The organism is Intrasporangium sp., from assembly GCF_040414665.1.
Lineage (GTDB): Bacteria > Actinomycetota > Actinomycetes > Actinomycetales > Dermatophilaceae > Intrasporangium.
On sequence record NZ_JBEDUL010000117.1, the window covers coordinates 1 to 16,936 of the forward strand.

The 16,936-nt window shown below is 68.6% G+C and carries 17 protein-coding genes and 1 pseudogene; 7 read left to right on the forward strand and 11 right to left on the reverse strand.

Annotation, left to right across the window (positions count from 1 at the left end):
- A partial coding sequence (locus ABF401_RS12685) for a Txe/YoeB family addiction module toxin (protein WP_353509931.1) occupies window positions 1–253 on the forward strand: 253 nt, incomplete at its 5' end.
- A gap of 786 nt (window positions 254–1,039) precedes the next feature.
- Window positions 1,040–1,873 carry a tetratricopeptide repeat protein gene (locus ABF401_RS12690; protein WP_353509932.1) on the forward strand — a complete coding sequence of 278 codons (834 nt, stop codon included), beginning with the start codon at window positions 1,040–1,042 and terminating at the stop codon, window positions 1,871–1,873.
- 40 nt (window positions 1,874–1,913) lie between these two features.
- Here the strand turns inward: ABF401_RS12690 and ABF401_RS12695 are convergent, their stop codons facing one another.
- Window positions 1,914–2,447: an alkyl sulfatase dimerization domain-containing protein gene (locus ABF401_RS12695; RefSeq protein WP_353509947.1), complete on the reverse strand. Its 534-nt coding sequence runs from the start codon at window positions 2,445–2,447 to the stop codon at window positions 1,914–1,916.
- A 2-nt stretch (window positions 2,448–2,449) separates the two neighbouring features.
- Between ABF401_RS12695 and ABF401_RS12700 the strand changes: the two genes are divergently transcribed.
- Entirely contained in the window at window positions 2,450–3,004 is a 555-nt protein-coding gene (locus ABF401_RS12700; protein ID WP_353509933.1) for an LURP-one-related/scramblase family protein, read from the forward strand.
- 130 nt (window positions 3,005–3,134) lie between these two features.
- Here ABF401_RS12700 and ABF401_RS12705 read toward each other — a convergent pair whose 3' ends face one another.
- Window positions 3,135–4,331: an adenylate/guanylate cyclase domain-containing protein gene (locus ABF401_RS12705; RefSeq protein ID WP_353509934.1), complete on the reverse strand. Its 1,197-nt coding sequence runs from the start codon at window positions 4,329–4,331 to the stop codon at window positions 3,135–3,137.
- 124 nt (window positions 4,332–4,455) lie between these two features.
- Here ABF401_RS12705 and ABF401_RS12710 point away from each other — a divergent pair, with 124 nt between their 5' ends.
- Window positions 4,456–5,223, forward strand: a complete 768-nt coding sequence (locus tag ABF401_RS12710; protein ID WP_353509935.1) for a CYTH domain-containing protein — start codon at window positions 4,456–4,458, stop codon at window positions 5,221–5,223.
- Between the two features lie 34 nt (window positions 5,224–5,257).
- On the opposite strand, the gene ABF401_RS12715 is transcribed toward ABF401_RS12710, so the two are convergent.
- Entirely contained in the window at window positions 5,258–5,728 is a 471-nt protein-coding gene (locus ABF401_RS12715) for a hypothetical protein (RefSeq protein WP_353509936.1), read from the reverse strand.
- A gap of 149 nt (window positions 5,729–5,877) precedes the next feature.
- On the opposite strand from ABF401_RS12715, the gene glsA reads away from it, so the two are divergent.
- Entirely contained in the window at window positions 5,878–7,665 is a 1,788-nt protein-coding gene (glsA, locus tag ABF401_RS12720) for a glutaminase A (protein WP_353509937.1), read from the forward strand.
- 89 nt (window positions 7,666–7,754) lie between these two features.
- On the opposite strand, the gene ABF401_RS12725 is transcribed toward glsA, so the two are convergent.
- From ABF401_RS12725 to ABF401_RS12750, 6 genes are all read right to left on the reverse strand, one after another.
- The gene (locus ABF401_RS12725) at window positions 7,755–8,870 is read right to left on the reverse strand and encodes a S1C family serine protease (RefSeq protein WP_353509938.1); all 1,116 of its coding nucleotides are present in this window, start codon (window positions 8,868–8,870) and stop codon (window positions 7,755–7,757) included.
- A 101-nt stretch (window positions 8,871–8,971) separates the two neighbouring features.
- Complete coding sequence (locus tag ABF401_RS12730; protein ID WP_353509939.1) at window positions 8,972–9,661, reverse strand: hypothetical protein; 690 nt, start codon at window positions 9,659–9,661, stop codon at window positions 8,972–8,974.
- 131 nt (window positions 9,662–9,792) lie between these two features.
- Window positions 9,793–10,614 carry an alpha/beta fold hydrolase gene (locus tag ABF401_RS12735; protein ID WP_353509940.1) on the reverse strand — a complete coding sequence of 274 codons (822 nt, stop codon included), beginning with the start codon at window positions 10,612–10,614 and terminating at the stop codon, window positions 9,793–9,795.
- Window positions 10,611–10,985 (reverse strand): putative quinol monooxygenase, encoded by a 375-nt coding sequence (locus ABF401_RS12740; protein WP_353509941.1) that lies wholly within the window; start codon window positions 10,983–10,985, stop codon window positions 10,611–10,613. The genes ABF401_RS12735 and ABF401_RS12740 overlap by 4 nt, the downstream gene beginning before the upstream one ends.
- 37 nt (window positions 10,986–11,022) lie before the next feature.
- On the reverse strand, window positions 11,023–11,397 hold the full coding sequence (locus tag ABF401_RS12745; protein ID WP_353509942.1) for a putative quinol monooxygenase: 375 nt from the start codon (window positions 11,395–11,397) through the stop codon (window positions 11,023–11,025).
- A gap of 107 nt (window positions 11,398–11,504) precedes the next feature.
- Entirely contained in the window at window positions 11,505–12,179 is a 675-nt protein-coding gene (locus ABF401_RS12750) for a response regulator (protein ID WP_353509943.1), read from the reverse strand.
- A 144-nt stretch (window positions 12,180–12,323) separates the two neighbouring features.
- On the opposite strand from ABF401_RS12750, the gene ABF401_RS12755 reads away from it, so the two are divergent.
- Window positions 12,324–13,916, forward strand: coding sequence for a PAS domain-containing sensor histidine kinase (locus ABF401_RS12755; RefSeq protein WP_353509944.1), 1,593 nt, complete (start codon window positions 12,324–12,326; stop codon window positions 13,914–13,916).
- 23 nt (window positions 13,917–13,939) lie between these two features.
- Here ABF401_RS12755 and ABF401_RS12760 read toward each other — a convergent pair whose 3' ends face one another.
- A complete protein-coding gene (locus ABF401_RS12760; protein ID WP_353509945.1) occupies window positions 13,940–15,478 on the reverse strand; it encodes a DUF2252 domain-containing protein in 1,539 nt (512 codons plus the stop codon).
- 164 nt (window positions 15,479–15,642) lie between these two features.
- Between ABF401_RS12760 and ABF401_RS12765 the strand changes: the two genes are divergently transcribed.
- Window positions 15,643–16,143 (forward strand): GNAT family N-acetyltransferase, encoded by a 501-nt coding sequence (locus tag ABF401_RS12765; RefSeq protein WP_353509946.1) that lies wholly within the window; start codon window positions 15,643–15,645, stop codon window positions 16,141–16,143.
- Between the two features lie 169 nt (window positions 16,144–16,312).
- On the opposite strand, the pseudogene ABF401_RS12770 reads toward ABF401_RS12765, so the two are convergent.
- Window positions 16,313–16,936 (reverse strand): annotated as a pseudogene (locus tag ABF401_RS12770) (epoxide hydrolase); the annotation flags it as partial.

The following is a 16,936-nucleotide window of genomic DNA, read 5'->3' on the forward strand; positions in this document are numbered from 1 at the left end:
GCTCGTTTGGGACGAGAACGCCTGGGACGACTACCTGTGGTGGCAGGCGCAGGACGGCAAGGTGCTCAAGCGAATCAACGCGCTGCTCGTCGACATCAAACGCAATGGCAACGAAGGCATCGGCAAGCCTGAGGCGCTCAAACACGACTTCGCCGACTACTGGTCCCGTCGAATCACCGACGAGCATCGCCTCGTCTACAAGATCGCCGGAGATGAGGTGCGCATTGCCGCGTGCCGGTATCACTACGGGTAGCCGCTCGGTCTGCGGCATGGTCGGCCGTCGTCCTCAACGCGGCAGATCCGGACATTGGACGGTCAGGCCCGGGGTGTCTCGAGATGGCCAATGAGGATGCTGGCGCTCCCGGTTGGACACACCCACCGGGCGGCCAAGTCGGCAACCGTGGCCGTCTCGCCACCGAGCACCGGGGCGTCTGAGGCGTACCGCGCGCGCAGTGGGTGTCGGCCCTGGTGCTCAGGGCACGCCGGCCAGGTGGGGTGCGCGCCCCCTTCCCACAACAAACAGGTGCACCAGATCCTGAGCAGCGTCAGCGACCATGACGATGACCTCGGCGCTGCTGCCCATCGCTGGTAACTCCTCGGAGGTGCCCGGACGTGCCGGCGGGCGGACGCCCAAGCAGCCCCCGGCGTGCAGGCATCCCACGGCTGCCCACACAGGGCAAGCGCGGCGCAACGCCAGCCTCGTGGACAACGGCCCCGATCCCGCTGTCCAGATCGACCCACTCGGACAACGTGATGTGGAAACTGCTGGTCGCGTCCACATCGCGTAGAACCCTCGTGGCACACGACTGAAAAGCTGGATCTCCAACATGGTGTGAGCCGCGCATCCCACCTGCCATTGGCGCTGCTCGCGGCATGACAGGCCGTTCGGCCGCCTCCGCCGGTTCGGCTGGGCCAGAATGCGTTCATGCCTTTCAGACGTTTGAGTAAACAGCCCTCCGGCCCCTCGCCGAGGGAGATCTGGGCGGACTGGTTGGATGCCAATGAGAAGGGGGACGTCACTCGGGCTGGCTCGTGTGCGGTGGCGTTGACCGAGGCGGCGCCGACCTCATTCCACTCGTGGTTCGAGGCTGGCCTGCACGCCAAGGCCAGGCGTGATTGGGATCGATGCCGTGCTTGGAACTCCAGAGCGCTCGAGCTGTTCGGGGATCCAGAGTCCGAGGAGTTCGGCGGCGCCAACCCCGCCGCTTGGAACCTGGGGATAGCTGCCACTGCCCTTGGGGACTGGGATACGGCTCGTCGAGCCTGGACGGTCTATGGCATCGGCGGCCTTGAGGACGGCACCGGGCCGATCGACGGCAACTTTGGGCTGGCGCCGATTCGCCTCAATCCCGACCGGCCATCGCTCGACTTGGAGGTACCGGCGAGGTACGGAGACACCGAGGTGGTCTGGTGCTGGCGGCGCAGCCCAGCGCATGCCGTCGTTGCGAGTGTTCCGCTTCCGCAATCAGGGCACCGTTTCCGCGACGTGATCCTGCACGATGGCGAACCGAAAGGAAGCAGGCGCACCGGCGACCAGGAGGTCAGCGTCTTCGACGAGATCGTTCGGCTCTGCGAGTCCGGCATGCCGACTTGGCAGGCGCAGGTGTCCGCCCCATCCCTGGCCGAGGTCGAGACGGTGGGCGACTTCTTCGGAGAGAGGGGACTCGGAGCCGACAACTGGTCCGGCATGAACATTCTCTGCAGCGACTGCTCGCACGGTTCCCCCAGCGCAGACCACCACAATGAGAAGCCATCAGATGGGACCATGATCCTTGGTCTCGCGGGTCATGAAGACGACCTCGCGCGAGCCCTCGAAATGTGGACAGCCGCCCGGCCAGGCGTATCTGTCCTGGCTCTCGACCTCATCTGGTGACGCGTACGGGTCACTCTCGGCGGCAGATTCGGTAAACGCCTCACGCCGATGTCCGGACGTCATCAGAGTTCGGACGCGCGTCGAGTTGGACCTTGGCAGCTGCGCGCCGCGGGGTGCCCTGAATGGGGCGGGTCAAGGCGGCTGGCCTCGGCGGATGGTTCTCGGGCGGGGAGGCATCGCTGGTGCTGACCTCTAACGCTCTGATCGCGCTGCCCCTGGTGATCCTGGCCGCGACCAGCGCTGCCTTGGTGGAACAACGCGCGGCCGACACGCGGCGTGTGACCCAGGTCGGGGACGCAGCGGTCAACATCCGGAGATACCACGATCGTGCGATCGCGTTGATCTGCTCATATCCCGCTGCTCGAAGGGCCCGGGCTTTCACCAGACGCACATCGCCGTTGTCCGGGTCGGCGCGCAGCGCGAACTGAGCGAGCTCGGCGGCACCTTGGTGGTCGCCCGATGCGTGGTCGCGTCCAGGACCTTGTCGACGCCTAATCCCCTGCGGGTGGTGACACGGCCCGCCCAGGGAGCTCTCATGACAATGGCAGGTGAGTGGTGCAACCCAAGGAGGCAGACATGGGCTTACGGGATCGCCGGCAGGAACGGCGGGAAGAACGTCGTGACGAGCGGCGCGGAGTGGGCAGGACCCAGTATCGGATGCGGCAGAAGCTCGTCTCGATCGGCGACGACTCCTGGATCGAGGACCAGCAGGGTCGACGGGTGTTCAAGGTCAACGGCAAGGCGATGCGGATCCGCGACACGCTCATCTTCGAGGACGCGTCCGGCAACGAGCTGCTCAAGCTCCAGGAGCGAAAGCTGCGGGTCCGGGACACCATGGAGATCGAGGATGCCTCCGGTCGGACCGTCGCAACCGTGAAGAAGGCGATGATCTCGCCGCTCCGCGAGCGGTTCACCGTGGACGTTGCGCAAGGCCGGGACATGGAGGTCCAGGGCAACATCGTCGACCACGAGTACCGCATCTCGCAGGGGGGCGACGACATCGCTGAGGTGTCGAAACGGTGGTTCCGGATCGCGGACACCTACGGCGTCGAGGTCGTCGAGGGCCAGGACGACGTGCTGATCCTGGCTATTGCCGCTGTCATCGACAGCATGACCCACGACGTAGGCTGACCGCCCGCCGTGGCAGCCAAGCGGCCAGGGCGCCACGCGGCGTCCTGGCAGTCGGTCCTGACCACGACGCTTCACGAGTCACATCTCAGGAGCAGATGGCTGGCCCTGGGCTCGTCGCAGGCCTGCCGTGTCAGACCAGGTCGGCACGCAGCAGGTGCGTCAGTGTGGACGTCCCCTTGAGTTCGACCGGGCCGATGTCCCGGAACAGGATCCCGTCCTCGTGCGATGCGTCCGCAACGGCTTGGCTGACGAGGACCTCGCCGGGCCGCGCGTAGTCGGCGATGCGCGCACTGAGGTTCACGGTCTGGCCGAAGTAGTCGCCCTGCTGAAAGAGCACTGGCCCGGAGTGCAGGCCCACATGCGCGGGCGGTAGACCGGCATGCGCCAGGTCGCCCACCATCTCCAGTGCGGCGCGTACCCCGGGACCGGGATCCCGGAAGAAGAACATCACCCCGTCGCCCAGCCACTTGATGGGCTTGCCACCGTGACGCACCGACCCGCGCTGGACCAGCCGGGCCAGGTTCGCCGCAAGGTCGGCGGCCGCCTCGTCACCATGTTCCTCGGTGAGCCGGGTGTAGCCCGTGATGTCGAGGAAGCAGATGGCCGGTGGTCGCTCGAGCCGGCTGTGGATTCCCGCCTTCGCCATCAACGTCTCGAAGGCCTCGATCAAGTTGGCGGTCCAGGCCCGAGCCTGCTGCGCGTGGTAGAGCCCGAGGATCGCCTGCTCCGCAAGCGGGGTGCTCAGAGCGGCGAAGTCGGCGTTCGCCACCTCATCCGCGCTCTTGCCTGCGCTGAGCGCCGGCTCCACCACTTGCGAGTTCCACCACCCGCCCTCGGCCTCAGCAATTCGCCGGGTGCTCTCTCCGTAGACGCGGAGCAGGTGCTCGATGGCGCTCTGACGAAAGCTGCTCGAGACCTGCAGCTCGAGGAAGGGCACGAGGGCCAGCTCGTCCTCGCGCAGCAGGTCGTCGGGTGAGGGTTGCGGAGACCCGATCGCCTCCCGGATGCCGGTCAACAGCTCGAGGGGGATCCGGGTGCGCGCACTGACCTGCTGGAACGTCTCATCAGTCAGCGTGGCGAACCGCTCGTACGCCGACGTGTCGAGGAAGTCGAGTGACAGAGAACCGCTCCGGAGCGCCTCGCTCAGGTGGTCGAGGGGAATCGCAGCGTCCTCGAGCGACTTCGCCATCAGCACTCGGCGGACGTCGCCCGGCGAGAAGCGACCGGGCTCGGCAGGGACGACGATGCCGAGATCGACCAGACGGTCGACATAGTGCGGCTCCACCCCGGCGCGCACAGCCACGTCGTCGCGCGGATACCACGTCACCGCCTCAGCGTATCGAGCGCCTACAGCAGCGCTGCGTTTCTTCGTATCCGGCCCGCCACGGCCGCCCACGCGTGAGAATGGAAGATCGCACTGCCCCAAGTGGTGGCCTGTGAAAGGACTCCGGATGACCACGGCCCCGACCTTGCTTCTGCCCGACCAGCTGATGCGCCTCCTCGAGCTGACCCAGCAGTCCGACAGCGTCGAGCTGAAGCTGACCGTTCCGGCGAGCCAGTACCGATCGGCGGCGAAAGCCCTGGCGATCGACCCGCTCGATGCCCAGATCCGCCAGGTGTACTTCCTGGACACGCCTGACCTGTCCTTGAACCAGGCCGGCGTCGTCGTGCGGGCCCGGCGCATCCAGGGGCGGGACAGCGACTCGACGGTCAAGCTGCGACCCCTCGTTCCCTCGGACGTGGAGCCGTCAATCCGAAGCTCACCGAACTTCACGATCGAGGTCGACGCGATGCCCGGTGGGTACGTCTGCTCCGGATCGATGAAGCACCCACTGGGCCCGACCGCCGTGCTCCGCTCGGTCAACGGTGATCAGCCACTTCGAAAGCTCTTCTCGAAAGAGCAGCGGACGTTCTTCACCGCCCACGCGCCCCAAGGGCTCACGATCGACGACCTGTCGGTGCTCGGCCCCATCCTCGTGCTGAAGCTCAAGCTGAAGCCCCAGGAGTTCGGGCGCCCCCTCGTGGTCGAGCTGTGGATCTACCCCGACGGTTCGCGCGTGGTCGAGCTCTCGACGAAGACCACCCCGGCAGAGGACATCAAGACCGCGGTGGCAGCGCGCGCCTTCCTCAGCTCCAAGGGAATCTCGCTGTCCGGCGAGCAGCAGACCAAGACCAAGACCGCGCTGGAGTTCTTCGCCGCCGAACTGAACGCCGGCTGAAGCAGCGAGGCCCCGACTGCGCTCACGGCCGAGGTCAGTGGGACAGGTTCACCTTGATGTTGGCGATGATGAGCGCGACCGCCACCGTCACGATGCCGAACAGCAGCGCACCTGTCCTGGAGGCACCGTTGCTGCGCCGCACGAGATAGCCGACCGTCCCGATGAACACCGCCAGCACCAGGCGCACGGCTCGCAGCGCCGTCTCGTCCCGCGCGATGAGCGCCGTGACCGTGGCGACGACCGCCACGGCGACGCCACCAATGAGGTGGGCGACAGCCGCCTCACCGTCGTGTCGGCGTAGGGACCCCTGACCCACGACGTGCGCCGCCACGACGAAGGCAAAGACGTGGGCGAGCACGAGCCCGATGGTGATCCCCCAGATCGTCTCGACGATCCGGACGTCGGTGCCACTGAGGCTCCGGTCGAACAGCGAGAGCGCGCCGAGCAGACCGAGCGCGACATAGAGCGCCATGGTCAGGGCGTCCTTGCGCAGCTCCGTGTCCATGTGCCACGGCACAGTACGGCCGTGCCCATCGACCCGGGGCGCCTCCATCATCAGAGACTAGCCGAGCGCCATCTCGGTTAGCCTGAAGAACGGTCCATCGACCGTGCAGTCGGGCCACGTCCCGGCTGCTGGCTGTGGGGGAGGTACTGATGTCTGACGGTCCGGTCAGCGACATTCTCACTCGCCTTCACTCGACGGTGGTGACCCGAACCGACGGCGACGTGGCCCACTACATCCCGGAGCTGGCCCGGGTCGATCCGAACCTGTTCGGTGTCGCCGTCTCGACGCTCGACGGGGTCGTGTACGCGGCCGGGGATGCGGATCATCCCTTCACGATCCAGTCGGTGTCCAAGCCGTTCGCGATGGCGCTGGCCATCGAGGACCGGGGCCTGGAGGAGCTCCTGTCCGCAGTGGGGGTGGAGCCCACCGGCGACCCGTTCAACGCGGTCACCCTCGAGGAGGGAACCGGTCGGCCACTGAACCCGATGGTGAACGCCGGTGCCATCGTCACCTCCGCGCTCGTTGCCTGCACGGACCGCGACCAGGGATCGGAGCGCATCGTTGCCGGCCTCTCGGCCTTCGCCGGGCGCGAGCTGGACGTGGACGAGGCTGTGCTTCGCTCAGAGCTGGAGACCGCGGACCGCAACCGCGCCCTCGCCTACCTGATGCGCTCGATGGGGGCTCTCGAGGTCGACGTCGAGGATGCCCTGGCGGTCTACTGCCGACAGTGCGCCACCTTGGTCACGGCGAGGGACCTTGCCGTCATGGCGGCCACCCTGGCCAACGCCGGCCGCAACCCGATCACCGGACAGCAGGTGGTCCAGCCCGACGTCGTCATGTACGTCCTGTCCGTCATGCTGACCTGCGGCCTGTATGACTTCTCCGGCGAGTGGATGTTTCGCACCGGGATGCCGGCCAAGAGCGGGGTTGGCGGCGGGATCACCGTGGTGCTGCCCGGAGAGCTGGGCATAGGTACCTTCAGCCCGCGTCTGGACCGCCAGGGCAACAGCGTCCGGGGGGTGGCCGCGTGCGAAGCCCTGTCCCGAGAGTTCGGCCTCCACGTCATGCGACCGCGTGGCCCTGCCGCGCCGCCATTGCACCGACGCCTCCACGGCGGTCAGGTGCGGTCCAGGCGCGGCAGGCCGGCCCGCGAACGCGCGGTGCTGGCCGCGGCCGATGCCGTCGTCATCCTCGAGCTCCAGGGCCACATCTCGTTCCAGGAAGCAGAACTGCTCACGCGCCTCATGGAGCAGGAGACCTCCCGCTGGCTGGTCCTCGACGCCGCCCGGGTCGAGCATGTCGATCCCGTCGCGGAACGACTGCTGCACGCCACCATCGACCACCTCGCGGGACGCGGCGTGACGGTGCTGCTCTCCGGACCGTGGCCCGCGAGCCTGACGACCGGGACCAACACCTTCACCAGCACCTCACGCGCCGTGGAGTCCTGCGAGGACATGCTGCTGGACGAGGCTGGAATGCCCGGTCCTGACGAGGCGGTTCCCCTTACGGCGAACGACCTGTGCGCCGGGATGTCCACCGACGACCTGCACCAGCTTGAGGCGCTCTGCTTGGCTCTGGACCTTGACCAGGGCGACCCGGTCCCAGTCGGAGATGACGACGGTGGCTTCGCCCTGCTGTTCATCACCCGCGGAGTCATCGGCATGCAGTCGGCACCCGAGCCCGACGCCGTTGAGGATCAGATCACGTCACGTGCGGCCGGCAGTGCGGTGTCATCCATGGCGTTCGAACCGACCACCGGCGTGCCGCGGCTCGTCGCACAGACGCCCGCCACGATCGTGGCACTCACGGTCCGCGCGCTGGAGAGAATCGAGAGCGAGCACCCGAGTGTCGCGGCCACCCTGTACCGCAACGCTGCTGGGGCCGTTGCGGCCGAGTATCGGTGGTCCGCGGCCGAGAACGTCGCCCTGTCACGCTGACCCCGAACGGCCGCCTTCGGCGGACGTGCCTGATGCCGTATGCCGCTGAGCTGGCTTTCATTCATTCGCTCGGTGCCGCTGTTGCGAGGTCAGGAGGCCACCGGCTCCAGCGTCAGCGTCTGCTCACGGCCGTTGCGGCTGACCGTGACGGGCACCTTCTCCCCGGCGGTCAAACCGAGCTCGACGCGGACGAGGTCGTCGGAGTTTCGCACCTGCTGTCCAGCGACGTCGATGAGGACGTCCCCCCGCTTCACACCCGCCTTGTCCGCCGGCCCACCGCTGGTGACCGCTTGGACGATGACGGGCCCCCCGGCCGAGGCCTGCATCGCCGGGGGCACCGCGATGACCTGCAGGCCCAGCGTGGTGTGGGCAACCCGACCGTTCTCGGCCAGCTGAGCCACCAACGGTTCGGCCACACCCATCGGGATGGCGAATCCCAAACCGCTGCTGCCTGTTTCGCCCGCTGGCGCGGCGCCGGCGGTGTTGATCCCCACCAGCTGTGCGCTGCAGTTGACGAGCGCACCGCCACTGTTGCCGGGGTTGATGGCCGCATCCGTCTGGATGGCCCCCAGCAGGTGCGCTGCCCCAGCCTCGGTTGGCACTCGGACGTAGCGGCCGGTAGCGCTGACGATTCCGCTGGTCACCGTTGAGGTCAGGCCCAGCGGCGCACCCAGTGCGACCACCGGATTCCCGACTCGAAGACTCCCTGAATCGCCCACCGCGATCGGTGGTGCCGCCGGGTAGGGAGTGGCCGCGGTGACAACGGCGAGGTCTGTGACTTGGTCCATCCCGAGGATGCGCCCCGCGTCGGAGTGGCCATCGGCGTACTCGAGCCGAATCGTCGTGGCACCACCATCCGCAGAACCACTGCCCGGCGGAGCGACCACATGGGCATTCGTGATGATGACGGCCTCGTCGGACGGGAGCCGATAGACGACACCGGAGCCGGAGCCGGAGCCGCCAGGTCCCAGGACGCCGATCGTGACGACCGAGGGGAGTGCGTCTGCCGCGACGCGGTCCACGGCGCAGGCTGCGCTTGCCGTCTCCGGCGGCGTCCACCAGCCGGTCCACCGCCCAACCAGCCCCACGATCGCGCCACCGATGAGGCCGCCCACGAGGCCGGCGAGCAGAAGGGTCGGAAGCGGACCGGCGTTCCACCACCGGTGGACAGGTTCCCGCGTCGGCTGTTCGGAAGGAGTGCTCATTGACGGAGCTTCTCTCGACTTCTGGCGGCCCTCTGATCGCGGCCTCGATGGTCAGGCTATACCCCTTCTCTGACGGCACGGAGGTGACAGCTGGCGTCGGGTCACGCGGTCGACGCCGACACGGAACGGCGGCGAACCGTGCTGACGATGAGCAGGATCCCGCCGGCTGCGAAGACTCCGCCCGCCACGAGCAGGCCAACGGCGATCCACGGCAGGGCCGGGATCGTGGCGCCCAGGTCAGCGGCGACGTGGATCCCCGGCCGCCCGTCGGCGTTCATCACCACGACGGTCCATGACCCGTTCGTGGGCTGCCACACCAGCGACCGAGTTCCGGCGCCGTTGGAGGATGCGGCCCAGAAGGCCTGCGCTGCCGGAGGGGCCAAAGCCGTTCCGCCGTCGATGGCGTACGTCGAGTTCGTCCAGAAGTCAGAGATGACGGTGCGGGCCACGCCGGCGAGATAGCGATCGACGTCAGCGGAAGGGCCGATCCCCACGAACAGGTCGGAGCCGGGGTCGGCGGGGGTGACGCGCATCCGGACCGTGTCGAGCACGCCCGGGGCGTAGAGCCAACCGGTGCCGGCCCTCCCGAGCTCCGTCGGGACGGCCGTGAGCGCCGATCCGTCAGTGGAGAAGTGCTGGACGTCGGTCGTGGCATAGCCATCATCCCGCTGGGTCCAGTGTGCCCACAGCGCCGTTCCGCCAGCGCCAAGCAGGGGCAGGGCAACGAAGACGAGCAGGCATCCCACGACGATCGCGGTGACACTGGACCCCGTCCACCTCGCGGTGGGCACGGCTGGCGGCGGTGGAGGCGGTGCCGGCCTGGCTCCTTCCTCCGTCGGGGGAACCTGTCGGAGGGTGTCCGACTGTGGTGGGTCACTTGCGGGTGCCGCCACCGGAGGGATTGGTCTCTCGTTCATTGGTCTCACACCTTTCTTGCGATCTCGGATGAGGCGACCGCCTCTGCGATCACCCGTGCGAAGGCGGCCGGAGCGTCGAAGGGAACGGCGTGCGCGGCGCCGACGATGGGCTGCACCGTCGCGGTGGGGATGGCTCCGGCGAGGCGACGGGTGACGGTCGCCATGTAGCCGCGACTGCGCGTGCCGTAGGTGCACACGACCGGGCGGGCGACCGCGGCCAGGGCACGACGGCGGGGATAGCTCCGCAGCGTCGCCCGGAGGTCAGCCACGACCGACCTGCCGTTCTCCCTCGCAACCCGACGCCACTCGTCGGGGAAGGCGTCCCAGGCGCTCCCGCCGTCGCGGTAGGAGTAGACGTACCGCAGCAGCACATCGGTGGCTTGGTCGTGGCGACCTCGGAGGGCCAGCCACTGCATCCGGGCCAGCATGCGCAGACCTGAGAGGTCGGGGTGCAGCAGGGCCCGCCACGGCGCCTCGTGCACGACGACCGTCCTGACCAGGTCTGGGCGACGGACGGCCAGGTCCAGCGCGATCGTCGCCCCGGCGCTCGTCCCGACGACCACCGCGGGCGCGGCTCCCAACGCTTCCACCAGGGCGGCGGCATCGTCGGTGTGGACGGCAACCGTGCGGACGACGTCACCGCCTGAGCGATGGTAACCACGTCGGTCGTACGCGATCACGCGCCCGAGCCCCGTCAGCTCGTCGGCCAGGGCGCCCCACGTGGAAGCGGTGGCGCCGGACGGCGGGATGAGCAGAATGGGCTGGCCGCCGCCCCGCTCCTCGTAGTACAGGTCGACGCCCGCAGCCGGGGTGTGGCCCACGGTCACGGCGTCGGCTCCGGGTGCAGGCCCTGGAGGAAGGCGTAGGTGTCGAGCCCGCTGCCGTGGGCGTTGGCGACGTCGATGAGCCCCTGCGGCACGTCGCCGTAGGCGGTCACGCGATGGCCGTCAACGGCGTCCCTGAACAGTGCGGCCCGGGCCGCCAGGATGTGCTGCGTGTGCTCGAAGAACGCAGCGTCGCTCGCGTAGGTCTCGTGGACCTCGCATGTTGTCCCGTCCTCGCTGATGAACCAGTCGAAGCGCACGGTCTGCGTGTCCTTCTCCCGGGCCACCCGGACGACTTCGGCGGCGCGCGCCTTGAAGGTCTCCAGCCGGCCCGGCCGGATCGTCAGCTGCGCATGCAGTTCCAGGTTGCTCATGAACTCCTCCTCGAGTCCTGTCCCGTCTGGGGACCTGTCAGATCGCGGGTTCGGGCTGAAGGCCGAACAGGAAGGCCTGGAGCTCAAGGCCGCCGGCATGCACCTTCGACAGCTCCACGAGGCGTTGCGAGACGTCGCCGTAGGCAGTCATGTGGTGACCGTCGGCGAAGTCACGGAACAGCGTCGCCCGAGCCGCCATGACGTGTTCGTTGTGCTCGAACAGCCCTTCCTCGCTGTCGTACGCCTCGTGGACCTCGCATTTCGTGCCGTCCTCGCTGACGAACCAGTCGTAACGCAGGGTGTGGGTGTCCAGCTCGCGGGTCAGCCGCATGAGTTCGGCTGCTTGTGCCGTGAATCCCTGCAGCCGGCCGGGACGGATGGTCATCTGGGCGCGTAGTTCACAGTGCGACATGACTCGACTGTCGCGCCGAGGCGGCTCGGTGACATCGGTCGGTGAGCCAGTGAGGGCTGTGCGCTCTGGCCGCAGCCGGCTACGTCATTGCGCCGACCACGACCCGATCAGGGCTTGCTCGGAACGAGACCGTGGTGCACGGCCCACATCGCGGCCTGGGTCCGGCTCGTGAGCCCGAGCTTGGTCAGGATGTTCGAGACGTGGGTGCGCGCGGTGCGCTCAGTGACGCCGAGGTGCCCGGCGATCTGCCGGTTCGTCGCGCCGCGCGCGATGAGGATGATGACCTCGCGCTCCCGCGGAGTGAGCCCCTCGGCGCCGGACTTCGGTGAGCGCAGCGCTGCCAGCAGCGTCTTCGCGACGGCGGGGTCGATGGACATCTCGCCCGCCACGGCGGCACGGATGGCGTCCGCCACGTCCGAGGCCGCAGCGTCCTTGAGGAGATAGCCGGTGGCCCCGGCCTCCAGCGCGCCCCGGACCTTGTCCTCGTCGAGGAAGCTCGTGACGGCGATGACCTCGACAACCGGCCAGCGGCTCTTGATCTCGGCTGTGGCCGCGATGCCGTCCAGGTCAGGCATGAGCAGGTCCATCAGCACCACGTCAGGCAGCGCGTCGGTATTGGCGAGCACGGCGATCCGGTTGACCGCCTCCCGCCCGCCGCCGGCCTCACCCACCACGACCATCCCGGCTTCCGTGCCGAGGTAGGCAACGAGGCCAGCGCGCACGACCGCGTGGTCATCGACGAGGAAGACCCTGGTCGGGTCGTGGTCAGGCGGCGCCGTCATGGTCGTTCGCCCCCCCGCATCGGTCGGCGAGCCCGGTCCGTCCATTATCGCAGGGAACCTGGTGAGTATCGCCAACCTGCTGCCGACGGCCCGCTCTGGTGATGGACTCGTCATAGACACCACGAGCAGCGCCGAGGAGAGCGGATGTCCGCTTCCGTCCCGTCGAAGCCGCAGTCGGCGCCAGCACCGCCGTCCGATGCTCCGCGCGACGACCAGCTGTTGGACATCATCTTCGGACGTGTGCCGATGGGAATCGCGGTGTGTGACCGCGACACCCGGCTGCAGCGCTGCAACCAGACGTGGGTGGAGTTCTTCGTGCAGTACCTGGGCGTTCCCGCCGAGTACGTGACGCCCGGCAAGACGCTGTACGAGCTGATCCCCGGCAACGACGAGGCACAGAACCGCCTCATCGAGCGGGCCCTCGCCGGGGACGTGGTGAGCCAGACCGGCAACCGGTTGGAAACCGCCGACGTGGTCACGTACTGGGACGTCGTGCTCGCTCCGATCTTCAGCGGCGCCGAGGTCGTCGGCTTCGTCAACCTCGTCACCGACGCCACCGACCGGGTCAACGCCTACGAGCTGCTGCAACAGCGGATCGCGGCGTTCGCCCTGGTGGCCGAGAGCATGACCGTGGACCAGCCGATCGGCGTCACCCTCCGGTCGCTGGCCCAGACAGCGGCCCAGGCGGCCCGGGCCGAGGCCTGCGCCATCATCATCGTCGACGCCGTCACCCACCAGCTGACGCTCTTCGAGGCGGCCGGCCTGTCCACGGAGTACGCAGCAGCCCTGGCCGACTGGTGGCGCCGCGGGGAGAAGACCCCGACGCGCGATGCCCTGGAACGCCAGGAGCTGCTCATCGCGACGGGGGCGCGGGCACGGGGGCTGGCGAACCCCTTGTACGAGCCGCTCCACCGCTACCTCGAGGAGGCGACGTGGGACGACATCGTCGTGGTCCCTCTCGACTCGCGGGGGCGCTACCTCGGCGTCATGCAGTACTACCACCGCGCCGGACGCGAGCACGATGACGAGGAACGCGCCTTCCTCGCGGCGCTGGCCGACCAGGCTGCCGTCGCGATGGCCAATGCCGAGCTGTATGCACGGTCGGAGCACGACGCCGCGAACCTCGAGCGCCAGCGGCTGGCGCGCGAGCTGCACGACAGCGTGAGCCAGGCGCTGTTCTCGATGACCCTGCACGCCCGAACCGCCGAACGGCAGCTGACGTCTGCGGGGCTGGATCAGGACGCGCCGGCAGCCACGACGGTTCGGCGACTCGCCGAGTTGACGCAAGGGGCGCTCGCCGAGATGCGGGCCCTCATCTTCGAGCTACGCCCACAGGCCCTGGCGGAGGAAGGTCTCGTGACCGCCCTGACCCGGCAGGCAGCGGCCCTCAGCGCACGCGAAGGAGTCCCGATCGAGGTCATCGGCCCGCACGCACGTCCGGCGCTGGAGCCGACCATGGAGGAGCACCTCTACCGGCTGACCCTGGAGGCCCTCAACAATGCGGTGCAGCACGCCGAACCCACGCGGATCGCCGTCGAGGTGATGAAGCTCGACGACCGGCTCACCGTCACGATCTCCGACGACGGTGTCGGCTTCGACCCCGTGCGGCCCCATCCGGGTCACCTCGGCCAGTCGACCATGGCGGAGCGCGCGAGCGCGATCGGCGCCACCTTGATCATCGACTCCTCGCCCGGCACGGGGTGCACTGTGACCGTCATCCAGCCCCTTGCCGGGTGAGGAGCCCCGTGAGAACCCAGCGGTCACACACCGAACTGCGCTTGGACCCTCCCTGCCTCGACGGCAGCGGCAAGCGCGGCGTGGTCACGCTCGTTCTGGTCGGCGTACGTCTCCGCGAAGTCGGCGACGGCCTGGTCGAACCGGTCCGACTTGCCGAGGTAGGCCGCGATGGCGATCCGGTCCCCGGCCCGCGCGTGGGCCCGGGCGAGGGTCCACCCGCACATTCGGGCGTAGGTCTCCATGCGGGTCGGGGTGAACTGGTCGATCTCGGCGGAGACCTTCCAGTCCCGCAGCTGCCGCAGGTAGTAGTCCGCCTTGCCGCCACCGACCGGCGTGGTGCGCAGCCACCCAAGGAAGATGTCGCTGGTGGCCTGCATGAGCCGCTGCCCGGTGACCACCCGCTCCCCCTCGTACACCTCGTTGTTTGTGCTGGGCGGGTCGTCTCGGGTGTCTCCGGACGCGATGGGCGGGGCGAAGTCTGCGAGGACCGAGCGTTGGGCTTCCTTGGCCTGCAGCAGGAGCACCTCCCCTTCGGCGCCACCGTTGAGGAGCAGCACCCAGGCGCGTGTGCCAACGCTTCCGACACCGACCACCTTGTGGGCGATGTCGACGAGTGCGTAGTGGTCGAGCAGGCGGCGCCGGTCCGCGGCCAGGGTGTCGCGGTAGTCGGCCATCATGGCGGTGAGCCTCTGCAGCACCTCGCCGGTGTCCAGACCGGTCATGTCGTCCAGACGGGTGATCAGTGGTGGGTCACTGATGAGCCGCCGTCGCCCGTCGACGACGGTCGTCAGCTTGTCGAGGGCATGCAGGCTGTCGCGGGTGCGTGCCTTGACGATCGCCTTGCGGGTGTCCTTGAGGGCCGCCCTGCGCTCCTTGCGTTCCCGGTCGGTCAACGTCGCCTCGAAACGGGCGATGGTGTTCTCGATGTCGAGGTGGGCGTACCAGACGGTGAGGATCGGCTGGGTCGCGAAGGTGCGCATCGCAGTCCGGTAGGTCTCGACGGCAGACAGGGTCGCCTTGCGGGTCTCCTTCGTCGTGAACCCGTTGTCGCGTCCCGCCACCGCGAAGCTCGCCGCCAACCGCTTGACATCCCACTCGAACGGCCCCGGATAGGTCTCGTCGAAGTCGTTGATGTCGAAGACCAGGCGCCGCTCCGGAGAGGCGTAGCCACCGAAGTTCGACAGGTGAGCGTCGCCGCAGAGCTGGGTGCCGAAGGGCGACGTCGGCGTCCCCGCAAGGTCGGCCGCCATGATGAGAGCCGCGCCGCGGTAGAACGTGAACGGAGACACCAGCATCCGGCCGTGCCGGATCGGCACCAGCTCCGGCAACCGGGTCTTGGCCTGGCGGAGGAGGAGCCTGATGGGATCAACGCCCTCGGATCGCCGGAAGTCCGCGTGGGCCTCCAACGGCACCGAAGTCCGGGCCGACTTGCCACGAGCGGCCCGCTCCTGCGCGGACTGCAGACCGAGCGATCTCATCTCGGTCGTGTCCAGACCGCCAGAGGCTGCGCCCGCGGGCGCTGGTGGCACGGTCCCGGTCAGCTTGGATGTCATGTCCACCATGAGTCGCCCCTTCTCCTCGAGCGCGCCGGCCGGTCCAGGCCCTGGTCCGGGTCGGCATGGCTCCAAATTACTCGCCCCCAGTCACGCGGGGAGGTGGAAAGAACGAACCGAGGGACGCGGAGCGACACCGCTGGCGGAGCGAGAGCGAGGCTAGGCTCCACCGGGTGGAGATCCGTGACGCGACCGAGGCCGACTGGGCGCAGATCCACCCCTTCTACAAACGGATCGCGGACGAGGGCCGTACCTACACCCTGCCGCCCGGAGAGACGTCCGACGAGGCGCGGAGCTACTGGATCGAGCGGGTGCCGGGCCGCACGGTGGTCGCCATCATCGACGGGGTCGTCGTCGGCTCCGCGAAGATGGGACCCAACCGGCCGGGTCGCGGCTCCCACATCGCGACGGCGTCATTCATGGTCGACCCGGACCGCCAGGGCGAGGGCATCGGCCTCGCCCTCGGGCAGCACGTCGTCGAGTGGGCCCGTGAGGCCGGCTACCACGCCATCCAGTTCAACGCCGTGGTGGAGACCAACGAGGGAGCCGTCCGGCTCTGGCAGCGTCTCGGCTTCCGCATCATCGGGACCGTGCCCGAGGCGTTCGACGATGCCGAGCTCGGGCTCGTGGGCCTGCACGTCATGTACCTGCCGCTCCGGGAGCGAGCCGGCTAGCTCGGCCCGCTCGAGGGCGCGTCGCCACAGTGGGTTGCACATGCGCCAACCGTAGGAGCGGGCCGGGGGGCAAGGCTTCTCGATTCCTGACCAGTTCAGAGCACGACCCTGCCGTATGCCGCGGAGCTGGCTCCCGAGGTCGCGGCACCTCGGGAGCCCTCCCGCAGCATCAGAGACTGGTGAAGAACTCGACGACGTCGCCGACGAGGACGTCCGCGTCGTTGTGCGCGGCGTAGTGCCCGCCGCCCTCACGCAGCCGCCACATCCGGAGGTCGGCGTGGTCCCGCTCGGCGAACCGGCGGATCGAGCGGAAGTCGTTGCCCCAGGACGAGAGACCGGTCGGCACCGTGGTGGGGCTGGCCGGCCGGTGCTGCGCCAGCTGGTTCTCCCGGTAGAGGCGGATCGATGAACCGGCGGTCCCGGTGAACCAGTAGGTGGCGACGTTGCCGACGATGAAGTCATCGTCCTGGTCGAGCATGAGCTGGGAGTTCCACGCCAGCAGGGCAACCGGCGAGTCGGCGAGCCCGAAGGCGAGGGTCTGTGGCGCCTGCGACTGGAGCACGTTGAAGGCGCCGATGTTCTCCCAGAACCAGGTGAGGACGTCGAGTGCGGCTCGCTCGTCCTCGGTCAGGTCCTGCATCTCGGCCGGGTCCCCGGTGGGGAAGGAGAACAGCTGCGTCACATGGACACCGATGCAGTGCTCCGGGTCGAGTCGGCCGACCTCCGGGGAGATCATCGAGCCGGCGTCGTTGCCCATCGCCCCGTAGCGCTCGTAGCCGAGCCGGCTCATCAG

Bases quoted from the DNA above. Each gene is read 5' to 3' on its own strand.
- ABF401_RS12700 (WP_353509933.1), top strand. From the start codon at position 2,450: ATGGGCTTACGGGATCGCCGGCAGGAACGGCGGGAAGAACGTCGTGAC.
- ABF401_RS12710 (WP_353509935.1), top strand. From the start codon at position 4,456: ATGACCACGGCCCCGACCTTGCTTCTGCCCGACCAGCTGATGCGCCTC.
- ABF401_RS12715 (WP_353509936.1), bottom strand. From the start codon at position 5,728: ATGGACACGGAGCTGCGCAAGGACGCCCTGACCATGGCGCTCTATGTC.
- glsA (WP_353509937.1), top strand. From the start codon at position 5,878: ATGTCTGACGGTCCGGTCAGCGACATTCTCACTCGCCTTCACTCGACG.
- ABF401_RS12725 (WP_353509938.1), bottom strand. From the start codon at position 8,870: ATGAGCACTCCTTCCGAACAGCCGACGCGGGAACCTGTCCACCGGTGG.
- ABF401_RS12740 (WP_353509941.1), bottom strand. From the start codon at position 10,985: ATGAGCAACCTGGAACTGCATGCGCAGCTGACGATCCGGCCGGGCCGG.
- ABF401_RS12745 (WP_353509942.1), bottom strand. From the start codon at position 11,397: ATGTCGCACTGTGAACTACGCGCCCAGATGACCATCCGTCCCGGCCGG.
- ABF401_RS12750 (WP_353509943.1), bottom strand. From the start codon at position 12,179: ATGACGGCGCCGCCTGACCACGACCCGACCAGGGTCTTCCTCGTCGAT.
- ABF401_RS12755 (WP_353509944.1), top strand. From the start codon at position 12,324: ATGTCCGCTTCCGTCCCGTCGAAGCCGCAGTCGGCGCCAGCACCGCCG.
- ABF401_RS12760 (WP_353509945.1), bottom strand. From the start codon at position 15,478: ATGGTGGACATGACATCCAAGCTGACCGGGACCGTGCCACCAGCGCCC.